13 protein-coding genes are annotated in these 12,578 nt (G+C 60.0%); 2 read left to right on the top strand and 11 right to left on the bottom strand.

The features are described from left to right. Positions 1–279 precede the first annotated feature (279 nt). Positions 280–948, bottom strand: a complete 669-nt coding sequence (locus EJA72_RS15620; protein WP_157712326.1) for an ATPase — start codon at positions 946–948, stop codon at positions 280–282. 188 nt (positions 949–1,136) lie between these two features. On the opposite strand from EJA72_RS15620, the gene EJA72_RS29300 reads away from it, so the two are divergent. Then, positions 1,137–1,439, top strand: a complete 303-nt coding sequence (locus EJA72_RS29300; RefSeq protein WP_157712325.1) for a hypothetical protein — start codon at positions 1,137–1,139, stop codon at positions 1,437–1,439. Positions 1,440–1,456: 17 nt separating this feature from the next. On the opposite strand, the gene EJA72_RS15610 is transcribed toward EJA72_RS29300, so the two are convergent. From EJA72_RS15610 to EJA72_RS15595, 4 genes are read right to left on the bottom strand one after another with little or no spacing between them, the layout of a single operon-like run. Further along, positions 1,457–2,581 carry an agmatine/peptidylarginine deiminase gene (locus EJA72_RS15610; RefSeq protein WP_157712324.1) on the bottom strand — a complete coding sequence of 375 codons (1,125 nt, stop codon included), beginning with the start codon at positions 2,579–2,581 and terminating at the stop codon, positions 1,457–1,459. A gap of 23 nt (positions 2,582–2,604) precedes the next feature. Then, positions 2,605–3,702, bottom strand: coding sequence for an extracellular solute-binding protein (locus tag EJA72_RS15605; protein ID WP_157712323.1), 1,098 nt, complete (start codon positions 3,700–3,702; stop codon positions 2,605–2,607). Position 3,703: 1 nt separating this feature from the next. Continuing rightward, positions 3,704–4,612, bottom strand: coding sequence for an N-carbamoylputrescine amidase (gene aguB, locus EJA72_RS15600; RefSeq protein WP_157712322.1), 909 nt, complete (start codon positions 4,610–4,612; stop codon positions 3,704–3,706). Positions 4,613–4,616: 4 nt separating this feature from the next. After that, a complete protein-coding gene (locus tag EJA72_RS15595; protein ID WP_157712321.1) occupies positions 4,617–5,669 on the bottom strand; it encodes an agmatine/peptidylarginine deiminase in 1,053 nt (350 codons plus the stop codon). A 135-nt stretch (positions 5,670–5,804) separates the two neighbouring features. On the opposite strand from EJA72_RS15595, the gene EJA72_RS15590 reads away from it, so the two are divergent. Beyond that, positions 5,805–6,677: a LysR substrate-binding domain-containing protein gene (locus EJA72_RS15590; protein ID WP_157712320.1), complete on the top strand. Its 873-nt coding sequence runs from the start codon at positions 5,805–5,807 to the stop codon at positions 6,675–6,677. Here EJA72_RS15590 and EJA72_RS15585 read toward each other — a convergent pair. From EJA72_RS15585 to EJA72_RS15560, 6 genes are all read right to left on the bottom strand, one after another. Further along, positions 6,670–7,653: a GlxA family transcriptional regulator gene (locus EJA72_RS15585; RefSeq protein WP_157712329.1), complete on the bottom strand. Its 984-nt coding sequence runs from the start codon at positions 7,651–7,653 to the stop codon at positions 6,670–6,672. The two genes, EJA72_RS15590 and EJA72_RS15585, sit on opposite strands and share 8 nt — an antisense overlap. Positions 7,654–7,773: 120 nt before the next feature. Then, entirely contained in the window at positions 7,774–8,772 is a 999-nt protein-coding gene (locus EJA72_RS15580) for a 4-hydroxyproline epimerase (RefSeq protein WP_157712319.1), read from the bottom strand. A 12-nt stretch (positions 8,773–8,784) separates the two neighbouring features. Further along, positions 8,785–9,636 carry a proline/glycine betaine ABC transporter permease gene (locus EJA72_RS15575; protein ID WP_157712318.1) on the bottom strand — a complete coding sequence of 284 codons (852 nt, stop codon included), beginning with the start codon at positions 9,634–9,636 and terminating at the stop codon, positions 8,785–8,787. After that, a complete protein-coding gene (locus EJA72_RS15570) occupies positions 9,633–10,481 on the bottom strand; it encodes a proline/glycine betaine ABC transporter permease (RefSeq protein WP_157712317.1) in 849 nt (282 codons plus the stop codon). Before EJA72_RS15570 ends, EJA72_RS15575 begins: the two co-directional genes overlap by 4 nt. Further along, entirely contained in the window at positions 10,478–11,596 is a 1,119-nt protein-coding gene (locus EJA72_RS15565) for a glycine betaine/L-proline ABC transporter ATP-binding protein (RefSeq protein ID WP_157712316.1), read from the bottom strand. The genes EJA72_RS15570 and EJA72_RS15565 overlap by 4 nt, the downstream gene beginning before the upstream one ends. A gap of 74 nt (positions 11,597–11,670) precedes the next feature. Next, positions 11,671–12,519, bottom strand: coding sequence for a glycine betaine ABC transporter substrate-binding protein (locus EJA72_RS15560; protein ID WP_157712315.1), 849 nt, complete (start codon positions 12,517–12,519; stop codon positions 11,671–11,673). Positions 12,520–12,578 lie beyond the last annotated feature (59 nt).

Here is a 12,578-nt window from a genome sequence, read left to right as displayed (position 1 = left end):
GATGGCCGAACGCAGGCATTGCGCAGTGGGCAACCCGGCATGGATGCCGGGTTAGCCGCCCCCGGCCATGGATGGCCGATGGCGGCGGGCCCACGGAGCAATGCCGGAGTGAGGGCATGCCGAGCCTTAGCGAGGCACCGAGTGGTGGGGCAAGAGCCTTTTGGTTCCTTTTTGGCGTTTGAAAAAGGGACTCGCCGTAAGGGCGAAACCAATATCAGCCATGACCCAAGAAACGGATACGCCCCCCAAAAATCAGCCCAAATGAACGGGCGGCTCTTTTTAGTTACTGGCAACCCGAGCCACATTCCCCGAACTCACCAGCGCCCTCAGCGACACATCAAACTGCTTAAGCGCATTCACCTGCAACTCGGTCTGCTGGCTAATCTGCGCAGCAATTTCCGGCGCTGCCTTGCCATGCACCCAAACCGAAGGCATTTGTTGCTCACGGGAGCCTTCGGCTTTACCGATGTATTGCAGGTTCGAGTCGTAAAACTTGGCCATGAAACGCGCTTCGACCTGATTATTGCGCTTCGACACCAGCCGGCTGTAAGTATCCAGCATCACCACCACGTCCGGATGCGCCTGCACCACCGCGTCGAGGTTGTCGTAGACCGTCACCGACGCGAACTCTTTCTGCAGCGAGCCCATCAGCCAGTTGATCGCCAATTTCGGATCGGAACTGCTGACAAATGCGTTGCTGATGCGCACATCCATCTGCGGGTTCTTCGCGCCGTTCACCGCAACTGCATGGTACTGCTCAAGGTATTCGAGGGTATTGAGGGTGTTTTCGCTGTAGAGCACGGCCACCGATTGGGCATGCTGCAAGTTGGCGCTGCTGTCGCCCACCGGCAAGAAATGGCAAGACGGGTCAGCAGCATACGCCGGAGCAGTGGCCGCGACACCGCCAGTCAATACGAGGACAAGGGCCAGCAAGGTAGACATTTTCATCGCACAGGTTCCTTCAAAGGCGAGATCGGTATGACGCTATCCTCCTCCCCTGCCGAAAAAACAGAACTTGCGTTTGTTGATGGTGGCTATTGATTAAACGAATGGTAGCGACCCACGCGGACCAGCGACCGGCCCTTCAGGCCGGACACCGTCTAATCTGAAGGCAGCACGGCCAGAGGAGAAACAGAATGACCGGCCCAACAGCACACCCGTACAGGTCATGGCTCCTGCTTTGCCTGCTGGCCATCAACCTCGCACTGACCGCCGGCTGCTCATCCAAACCTCGCTACTCAGCCTCAAGCTCAAGCTCAAGCACCGGCTCAAGCTGCTACGCAAAAGCCCTCCCAACCGCCGGCGAGGGCGGTCTAGCCTGGGGCGATACATTAAACATGGCTCGCAAAAAATCCCTGGATAATTGCATCCGATACGCCGGCCGATCCGGCGGCACACCGGATACCTGCCAGGTGGTATTGGCGGAGTGCCGGCATTAGCAGAGCCCGGCTTAGTATTAAACCAACGGCTGGTGACTGGTCACACAATGAATCCCGCCACCCCCAGCGGAGATCGCATCGATGTTGAGCTGCACCACTTCGCGATCCGGGTAGAGCTCGGACAACAGATCAAACGCCTTGGTATCCGCCGCCTCGTCACCAAACTCCGGCGCAATCACCGCGCCATTGATCACGAAGTAATTGATATAGCCGGCCGCAAAATCCGGGTTATTGCGGTTGAACTTGCTCTTTCGCGGATTGATCGGCGGCGACACGGTGTGCACCTGGAGTTTGCGGCCGTCAGCATCGGTGGCGTTTTCGAGAATAGCCAGGTGCGCACGCGTGACCTTGTAATCATAGGAATCAGGGTCGTTGTCGAGGTTGGCGATCACCACGCCCGGCTTGATGAAACGGGCGTAGAAATCGACATGGGCGTCGGTGATGTCTTTGCCCTTGATGCCCGGCAGCCAGATGATTTTGCGCAGGCCCAGTCGGGCCTTCAGCTCTTCCTCGACGTCGGCCTTGCTCCAGTCGGGATTGCGGTTGCTGTTGATCCAGCTGCTCTCGGTCATGATCCCGGTGCCATGCCCATCCACTTCGATAGCACCGCCCTCGCCCACCAGTTCGCTGCGCAGGTAATGCGCGTCTGCCCCGTCGGCCACCCGAGCGGCCAGTTTTGCATCCTCGGCATGCCGCTGTTTGTTGCCCCAGCCGTTGAAGTTGAAATCCACGGCACCCGGTTCGCCTTGCTCATCGATGACAAAGTTGGCGCCGATGTCGCGCATCCAGATGTCATCGAGCGTGGTGGTGACAAAGGTCATGTTGTGTGTGCCGCAATGCTCTTCGGCCAGATCACGCTCATTCTGTCGACAGAAGACCGTGACGGGCTCGTGACGGGCGATGGTGCGCGCGATCAGGCCGAGGGCGGCCTGCACGTCGGCGGTGAAATCTTCCCAGATCGCGTCCTGCGCGCCAAAAGCGATGAAGGCCTGCGCGTGCCGTTCACCCTCATCCGGCATGCGCCAACGGGTTTGGGTCGCCGCTTGCACGCGCAAAGGCGTGAGGCCAAATCCGACGCTCGCCGCGACCCCCAGGCCGGCCACGACCGACAGTTGCTTGATGAACGTTCGACGCGTCGACATGAAGTGTTCCTTGAAAGCTGAAGTCATTTTGCAGTGGCCGTCTTGAACTTGGTCCAGGTGCGCATCCGCGCGCGCATGTCGGACTGGGGAATGTCCTTGCCCGGAATCAGCCGTGCATACGTGGCCTCATCGAGATAGATGTCCGGGTTGTTGCGCATGCTCGCATCGACATTCGGCCGGGCCTTGGCGTTCGACGTCGGGTAGCCGGTGAAGTTACTGATCGCGGCCATGTTCTCCGGGCGCATGACGAAGTTGATGAACGCATACGCATACTCCGGGTGTTTAGCGTCGACCGGAATGGCCATGGTGTCCATCCACACCGTGGTGCCTTCACGGGGAATGCGGTATTCGAACCGCGTGGTCTTGCCCGCGCTGTCCGAGGTGCGTTGCGCCTGGGTCATGTCGCCGCTGTAACCGAGCGACACGCACAGGTTGCCGTTCACCAGGTCAGTCACCGGCTGCGACTGGAACTTGCGGATGTAAGGCCGCAGTTTCATCAGCAGCTCGCTCGCGGCGGCCAGGTCTTCAGGCTTGGCGCTGCGGGGTTCGCGGCCCAGGTAGTTGAGCACCACCGCCAGCACTTCATCCGGCGAATCGATCATCGAGATGCCGCAGTCGGCAAATTTGCTGGCCAGTTCCGGCTTGAACAGCAGGTCGAGGCTGTTGACCGGCGCATCCGGCGCGCGCTGTTTGATCTGTTCATCATTGTAGGTCAGGCCGATGGTGCCCCAGGTGTAAGGGACGGTGGCCTGGCTTGAATGCTCATACTGTTTGCGCAGTTTCTGCAGACCGGGCTCGATGTCATTCAGGGCCGTGAGTTTCGAGCGGTCCAGCGGCAGCAGGCTGCCGGCACGCATCAAGCGTTCGGCCACCGTGTCGCCGGGGAAAATCAGGTCATAACCACTGCCGCCGGCCAGCATCTTGGCCTCCAGCGTTTCACTGCCGTCCATGACGTCGTAGATCACCTTGATCCCAGTTTCAGCGGTGAACTTGCTCAGCGTGTCTTCGGCAAAGTAGTCGGCCCAGTTATAGAGCCGAAGGGTTTTCTCCTCGGCGTGCAGCGACGCCGAGGCGAGTGCCAGGCTCAAGGCACTGAGCAACAACGTGTTTGGAATGCGCATGTCAGACTCCTTGAGTGTTCCAGCGTGCATTGAGGTGGCGACCGTCCTGACTGAGCAAAGCCCCGTACATTTCCGGACGGCGGTCGCGGTAGATGCCCCAGTTCAGGCGCTCTTCGCGGATGGCGCTCAGGTCGAGGCGGTGCACCAGCACGCCGGTGCTGTCACGGTCGGCTTCGGCCAACAACTTGCCCTTGTGGTTGCAGATAAACGACGAGCCGTAAAAGCTCATCTGCAACATCGGATCGGTGGTCGCCGCTTCACGCCCGACGCGGTTGGCCGCCACCACCGGCAGGATGTTCGCGGCGGCGTGGCCGCGCATGGTCATCTGCCAGTGATCACGGGAGTCCAGGGTCGCGCAGCCCGGTTCCGAGCCGATGGCCGTGGGAAACAGCAACACTTCAGCCCCCATCAGCGCCAGGCAGCGCGCGGTCTCGGGGAACCACTGGTCCCAGCAGATCCCTACGCCGAGACGCCCGAACGCCGTGTCCCAGACCCGGAAACCGGTATCGCCGGGGCTGAAATATTCCTTCTCCTGGTAACCGATGGCGTTGGGAATGTGCGTCTTGCGGTACACCCCCAGCAGGCGCCCGTCGGCATCGGCCACGCTCAAGGAATTGAAGTAGGCATTGCCGGCCTTTTCGAACCAGCTCAACGGCAGCACCACCCCCAATTCCTTGGCCAATGCGGCAAAGCGCTTGAGCACCAGGCTGTCTCGATACTCTTCAGCCAGGGCCAGGTGCTTATGGTTTTGCTCGATGCAGAAATACGGCGTGGCGAACAGTTCCTGCAACAGGATGACCTGGGCGCCCTTCGCCGCGGCCTCGCGGACCAGCTGCTCGGCCTGATCAAGGTTATTGGGCAAATCCCAGGTGCAGGGCATCTGCGTGGTGGCGATTGTCAGCAGGGTCATGGCATCAACCCTCCACTGGCCAGGCAGGCTGTTGCTGGGTGATGCAATGCACACCGCCGCCGCCATGGGCCAGGTGGTTGATTCGCACCGGCACCACTTCTCGCTCGGGGAACGCTTGAGCCAGGACGTCGGCCGCCACGTGGTCGGCGTCGATGCCGTAGGCCGGCATGATGATCGCGTTGTTGGCGATGTAGAAATTGGTGTAGGACGCGCAGAACACTTCCGCCTCGGTGTCTACCGCATCAGTCGCTTCATACAGTTCGATCAGCTCGAATTTGCGCCCACGGGCATCGGTCGCCAATTCCAGCGCGCGGCGGTTCTCGCGGGCCACTTCGGCATACGCCGACTGTTTGTCATGGGTCGCGTCGACCAGCAGCACACCCGGGCGGGCAAAGGCGCAGACACCGTCGACGTGGCCATCGGTCATGTCGCCGGTCACGTAGTCCGGATCGCCCGGCAGCCAGATGGTTTTTTTCACGCCCAGCAGACGGGTGAAGATCTCCTCCATCTCGGCCTTGGTCATCCCCGGGTTGCGATTGGGGTTGAGCAGCACCGATTCGGTGGTGATCAGCGTGCCCTCGCCGTCGACATGAATCGCGCCGCCTTCGTTGCTCAGCGGTGTGCCAAAGCACGGCAAGCCGAGGTGATTGAGTGCGCGGCGCGCCAGACCTTCGTCCAGATCGTGCGCCGACTTGCCGCCCCAGGCGTTGAAGCGCCAGCTCACCCCGGCCAGGCCCTGTTGCGGGTGGCAGATGAAGCTTGGGCCGGAGTCGCGGCACCAACTGTCGTTCACCGCCAATTCAATCAACTCGATGTTTGGCCCACAGAGCGCTTTGGCACTGGCGACAGCGGACGGATCAACCACCATTTTCACCGGTTCGAAACGCGCGATGGCGTTGGCCACCCGTGCGAAATCCTCTTGCACCAGTGGCAAGGTCACGCGCCAACCCGACTCCCACAACGTTTGGTTGTGCGGCCAGACCATCCAGGTCGCGGCGTGTTTAACCCACTCTGCCGGCATCCACCAGCCACTGTTTTGCTGTTCGTTCTGCTGCATGATAAAAAGCCCTTTAGTTAAGCCATTGTGTTCAACAAAAACTGCCTTGGCGGTCTTGGCATGCATGCTACGGCTGTAAAAACGGGCGAACAAACGATGGATTTTGCAGAAAAGTGATTAGAGGTACTTATCAATATGCTCAAGCACTGGCCCCCGCTCAGCACCCTTCGCGGCTTCGAAGCTGCCGCCCGGCTGGGCAGTTTTCACAAGGCCGCCGACGAACTGCACCTGACCCAATCGGCCATCAGCCAGCAGATTCGAACCCTTGAGGCGTACCTCGAACAGCCCTTGTTTTACCGCAGTGGCCGCAGCGTCAGCCTGACCGATGCCGGTCACGATCTGCTCAGCACCACCCAGGCGCTATTGCAGCAACTGGCGGTCGGCATCCGTCGCCTGGGGCAATACCAGAAACCCAATCAACTGGTGCTCAACACCACGCCGACGTTCGCCCGGCATTGGTTGTTGCCACGACTGGGGGATTTTCGCCGTCAGCATCCGGAGGTCGATCTGTGGATTTTCAGCACCGATGAAGTGCCGGACATGACCACCCAGACCATCGATCTGGCGGTGCGCGATGACATCAGCTCCCAGGCCGAATGCAGCTTCAGGGTCTTGCACGCCGACCGCCTCTACCCGGCGGGCCACCCGGACCAGTTGGCCATGACCGCCGAACAGCGCACGACCCTCCACGGGGAGCGAGAAATGGACTGGAGTCATTGGGACGTGGAGGCTGGCATCGATGTCGGCCAGAAGGATCAGGGCCTGAATTTCTCCGACCCCGGCCTGCTGCTGGACGCTGCGTGCGCGGGGCTCGGCATTGCATTGGTCAGCGAGCTGCTGAGCCAGACAGCGCGCGCCAGCGGCCTGTTGCAACCGCTGGTGGAAGACACCATTCGCGGCCCGAACTGGGCCTTGCTGACCCATCGTGACAGCGAAAACAGTCCGTTGGCGCGCCGCTTTATCGAGTGGTTGACGGGCAACCTGGGCACGCCGGAAATGCCTACTTGACCAGCCGCGTTTCCTTGGACGGCCGGTAGCCGAAATACGAGCTGTAGCACTTGCTGAAATGACTTGGCGACACAAAGCCGCACGCCACCAACACATCGACCTGGGACAGTTCGGTGTGTTGCAGCAGTCGCCGCGCCTCGGTAATCCGCAGTTCCATGTAATAGCGCTGCGGCGTGGTGCCCAGTTGCTCCTTGAACAGGCGCTCAAGTTGCCGACGCGAACGGCCGGCGTACACCGCCAGTTGCTCCAGCTCCAGCGGCTCTTCAAGGTTGGCGTGCATCAGCTTCACCACCTCGCGCAACGGCGCGCTCACGCAGATATTTTCAGTGGGCTTGATACGCCGGTAGCGCGACTCCTCGAAGGCGAGAATGTCCTCGATGCCTTCGACCAGCGCCTTGTCGTGCAAGCCTTTGATCCAGTCCAGCGCCATGTGGAAGGCGCCCGACGGACTGGACGCCGTGAGCCGGTTCCGGTCGATGACGTAAGGCTCGCTGGTGACCTGCGCCGCCTTGGCAATTTCCGCGAGTGCCGGGCGATGCTCAGGGTGAATCGCACACCGATAACCTTCGAGCAGTCCCGCGCTGCCGAGGAACCACGCCCCGTTCCACAAACCGGCCAGGCTGACGCCATGGTCCGAGGCCGTCCTGAGCAAGCTGTTCAATTCATCGATAACCTTCAGTTCGGTCCGGTAGCCGCCACACACCACCAGCAGATCCAGGTCATGAATCGCCGAATAATCGATCCGCGTATCCGGACGAATGATCAGCCCCAGGTCACTGACCACTTCGCCCTCGCTCAAGCCGAACGTGCGGGAGGAAAACAACCCCGGGCGCAGCAGGTTCGCGGTGACGAGGGTGTCCAGCGCCTGTGTGAAGGCGGGCAGCGAGAAATGCTCGAGCAGCAAAAAGCCGGTCCGTGTCAGTTGCACCGGCTTGTCGGGGTTCTCGTTCAGGTAGCGAAGGTTCTTGCCCTTCATGCCGCCGCTGAATTGACGTCGTTCAATCAAGGTTTAGCCACTCGGTTGCGTCTGATGCGTTGATACGGCGCAATGCTACCTGCACACGCGCGTAAACCCCTAGCGCGAATGTGCGACGAATCAGGCCAGCTGAAAGCCGTGGCGAAGCGGATCCCGATCATCGACAAAAATTGTGTTGTGGCCGGTTATCTGAGCCCAGCCACCAATACTCGGCCGGATGCCATCGAAGCACCCGACCTTGATGGCAGATTCGACCCGTCCTTCGAAGATCGTCCCGATCAGGCTTTCATTGCGGAAGGTATCGCCCACCTTCAATCGGCCCTTGCCGACCAGTTGCGCCATCCGGGCCGAAGTGCCGGTGCCACCGGGAGACCGGTCAATGGCTTTGTCCCCATAGAACACCGCGCTGCGGCCATCAGCAGCGGAGCCGTGTTCGTCATCGCACCAGATGATGTGGTGAATGCCGCTGATGCGGTCGTTTTCAGGGTGCTTCGGATTGCACACCGGCGCCAGGGCATTGCGCAGCTGTTGGCTCAAACTGACGATGTCTGCCGTGGTCATTCCCGTCAGCCCCGCCCAACTGTCCTGCGGCTCGACCACCGCGTAGAAATTGCCGCCATACGCGACATCCACGGTGTAGGCTCCTACGCCGGGCACATCCACCACCACGTCCGCGCTGTGCAGGTAACTGGCCACGTTGAACAGACGGATCGAATCCACGTATTCGCCACTGATGGCGTACGCGACATCCACACGACCTGCAGGCGTTTCGATAGCCAGCCGGCCGGGTTCGCGCGGCGTGACCAAACCCTCTTCAATCACCACCGTCGACAAACCGATGGTGCCCGCGCCGCACATCGGCAAGCACCCGCTGACTTCAATGAACAACGCGCCAAAATCACAATCGTCACGGGAGGACGGGTAGATGATCACGCCCGACATGATGTCGTGGCCTCGGGGCTCGAACATCAATGCCGTGCGGACCCAATCATGATCGCGCACGAACATCTCGCGTCGTTCGGCCATCGAAACGGACGGCAGCAGAGGCCCGCCCCCCGTCACGACCCGCACCGGATTGCCACACGCATGAGCGTCGATACAAAAAAAGCTGCGTCGCATGTTGACGATTCCTCAGATGAGTTTGCGTGGGGAATGGCGCTGCAACGCGCCCCGTGACAGACGATCCAGCAGCAGCGCCACCGCGACAATCCCAAGGCCTGCCCGCAGGCCCAGGCCCATCTCCATCCTGGAGAGCCCTCGGGTGACTTCAGCCCCAAGACCACCCGCCCCCACCAGACCCGCCAGCACCACCATCGCCAGGGACATGAGGATGCATTGATTCAGCCCCACCAACAGCGTTGGCGCGGCGGTCGGCAATTCGATCTTGAACAGAATGTCCCTGGGGGATGCACCGGACGCCTGGCCCAGTTCCAGCAAATCTTTGGGCAACTGCTTGAACGCCAGGGTCGTCAACCGGAGCATCGGCGGAATGCCGTAAACGATGGTCGCGATAATCGCCGGTACCCGCCCCAGGCTGAACAGCATCACGGCAGGAATCAGGTAAACCCACGGCGGCACGGTCTGCATGATGTTGAGGATCGGCAGGAAGGCTTCATCCACTCGCTTCACGCGTGCCGCCAGCACACCCAGTGGAAAGGCGATGGCCACCGATATCAGCACCGCCACCGAAACCAGGGCGATGGTTTGCAGGGAGGCCGCCCAAAGGCCCGAGAACAGGCAGAACGCCAACATCAAGGCCGCAAAGACCGCCACGCGTAGGTTGGCGAAAAAATACGCGGCGACCACGACGAGGCCGATGAACACAAACGGATGGGGTGCCAGCAACCCGGCCTCTACCGTGCCCAACACCGCCTCGATGACCTGACTGATGACTTTGAACAACCCGTGCAGATTGGCGTTCAGCCAGTCAACCGCCGGCGCCAGGAGTTCGCCCGGGGAAAATTGAATGTTTGGGGTACTCATTGGTTGTCTCCCATCCGCGATTGTGCGGCGTGCTGCGCCAACCGATCCAGAATCATGGTCAGAATCACGATGGCAATGGCCGCATTGATCGACTTGGCGATGTCCAGTGTGCGAACAGCGGCATAGATCGATTCACCCAGGCCACCGGAGCCGACAATGCCGGCGATGACCACCATGCCGAAGGCCATCATCAGGCTCTGGTTCACCCCGGCCATGATGCTGGGCTTGGCGAACGGCAGCCGAATCTTGAAAAACATCTGCCAGCCGGTGACTCCACTGGCGTCCCCGAGCTCGATGAACTCCCGTGGCGTCATGCGAATGCCCAGGGACGTCAGGCGTATGGCCGGTGGTACCGCCACGATAAAAGTGGCCAGCAGCGCGGTGGCCGGGCCGTAGCCCAGCAGCGCGATGGCCGGCAACAGGTAGATGTAGGGCGGCATGGTCTGGATCAGGTCCAGCACCGGATCGACCACGCGATCAACCGACGGCGCAAGGCCGGCCAGCACACCCAACGGAATCGCCACAACCAGCGCCAGAACCGTGGCCGTCAGCACCAGCGCCAGGGTGCTGACGGTCTCCGGCCACAGGCCGATCACATTGCAGAACAGCAACGCCAGGCCAGCCAGAATCGCGAACCGCGCGCCCACCACCCGCCATCCGACAAGGGCAATGAACAACGCGATGAGGTAATACGGTGGATAGGCAATGCACCACAGCACGCTTTTGTAGACGCCGGTCAACAGTGCATTGAGGCCGTCGAATAGAAACTCGCCGTGATCCGATAACCATTCCAGACTCGAATCGACCACCGAGTCGAATTGATCGGCAAAGTCCGGGATGCTCATGTCGAGGCCTCCAATACGGTGTCGGTGGTCGAAGCCGAAAACTCATTCGGAATGCCCTGGACGCCGCGCAGCAAGTCACGCGGCGTGATGATGCCGACGACGACCGAGTTCTCCACGACGGCCAGCGCGTCGCGCTCGGACTTCATGGTCAAACCGATCAGTTCGTTGATATCAGCACCCGGCGATGTTTTGCTCAGTCTCGAGATATCGCACCCGGGGTTCGCAGCCTTGAACGGCTCGACCGGGGTCATGACCGAATGCGCCTTGACAAGGTGCAGCCTGGAAATTCCGGCCACAAACTCCGCGACATAATCGTCAGCCGGGTTGAGGACGATTTCCTCGGCGGTGCCCACCTGAATGATGACCCCGTCCTTCATGATCGCGATGCGGTCACCGATGCGGATGGCCTCATCGAGGTCGTGCGTGATGAATACGGCGGATTTGCCGAGGTCTTTGGTCAACTGGCGAAATTCGTCCTGCAACTGCCTGCGGATCAAGGGGTCAAGCGCACTGAAAGGCTCGTCCATCAGAATCACTTCAGGGTCTGCGGTAATGGCCCGCGCCAGCCCGACCCGTTGCTGCATGCCACCCGACAACTCGCTGGGATAACGCGATGACCAGTCGCTCAAACCCACCTTGGCCAAGGCCTGCTCGGCGACTTTGTACCGCTCGGCCTTGCCGACGCCCTGCACTTCCAGGCCAAACGCGGTGTTCTCCAGCACCGTTCGGTTCGGTAGCAACGCCACGCTCTGAAAGACCATGCCGATGTGACGTGCCCTGACTTCGCGCAACTGCGCAGGTGTCAGGGACGACAGGTCCTTGCCTTTAACCAGCACCTTGCCCGAACTGGGGGTGATCAGTTTGTTAAGGAGCCGGATAAGGGTGGATTTGCCACTGCCGGACAAGCCCATGATGCAGAAGATCTCGCCGCGGCGAACCTGAAGACTGACGTCAGAGACGCCGACCACGCAGCCGTAGTTTTGCAGGATCTGTGTCTTGGTCAGCCCCTGTTGCATGACGGCGTTCATCGCTTCAGGTGCGGCTTTACCGAAGATTTTCCAGACCGACTGGCAATCGATCAGCACTTCGTTGGTGTCTATTTTGGCCGTTGTCATTTTCGTAACCCGTGAACCAGTTTTCTGGTTTCTCTAATGAATCAAAGGGCGGCAGTGGCGTAAGGCGTCAGCGATTAATTCTTGATGTTTTCCCAGCGTTTCAGCAGCTCGCCATGGCTATCGGTCCAGCCTTTGATCGCCTGCTCCATGGTCTTTCCATCCTTGACTTCGGCGTTCATGGCCGTGATATCCGCAATGGGCACGTACACGCTCGCCATCAGTTCACGCGCACGCGGATTGCCTTCAGCAAAACCTTTGTGGCCGATCCAGTAGTAGCCTTGCAGCGGCGGGAAAATGCCTTTTGGATCTTTCAGGAATTTGAGATCGAATTTCTTCATCATCCAGGAAGGGTCCCAAACGGTGACCACCACCGGCTCTTTACGGTCCACTGCCGACTTCAATGCGGCGGTCATGGCCGTGGTGCTGCCTTCAACCAGCTTGAGCGTGAGGGCATAGTCTTTAACCGCGTTGGTGGCATCGTTCATCAGGCCGGAACCCGGTTCGATCCCGATGATCTTGCCGCCCAGTTTTTCGGCATTGGCGTTCAGTTGATCGATAGAATCAATGTCGACATAACTGGGTACCGCAAGCCCTTGGTAAAGGCCGAAAGATACCGGCGAGAGTTTCTCGATTTTGTTTTTGTTTTTGTTCCAGTAATCATTGGCCGCGTAGTCCGTTTGCGACGCCAACACCTGGACATCCCCTTTGCTTAATGCCGCATAAGCGATGCCCCACTCGGAAAACTCGATAACTTTCACCGTATATCCGGAGTCTTCCAATACCTTCTTGGTAATACCCGTAATGGGCGTCAAGTCTTCCCAGGTCATGGTGCCCATGGTGATGTTTTTTTCTTCGGCGTGAACTGGCAAACACATAACGCCGGCCACAGCGACAGCACAGACTGCCTTCCAAATCTTATTCATGGCGTGCTCCGATCTACGGTTTAAAACTAGAGATTAGGCCTTTATGAAATAAAAGCCGG

This window comes from Pseudomonas sp. PB120 (assembly GCF_009761815.1).
Lineage (GTDB): Bacteria > Pseudomonadota > Gammaproteobacteria > Pseudomonadales > Pseudomonadaceae > Aquipseudomonas.
Note: the sequence above shows the minus strand (reverse complement) of the source record. Positions and strands in the feature narration are given on the sequence as shown.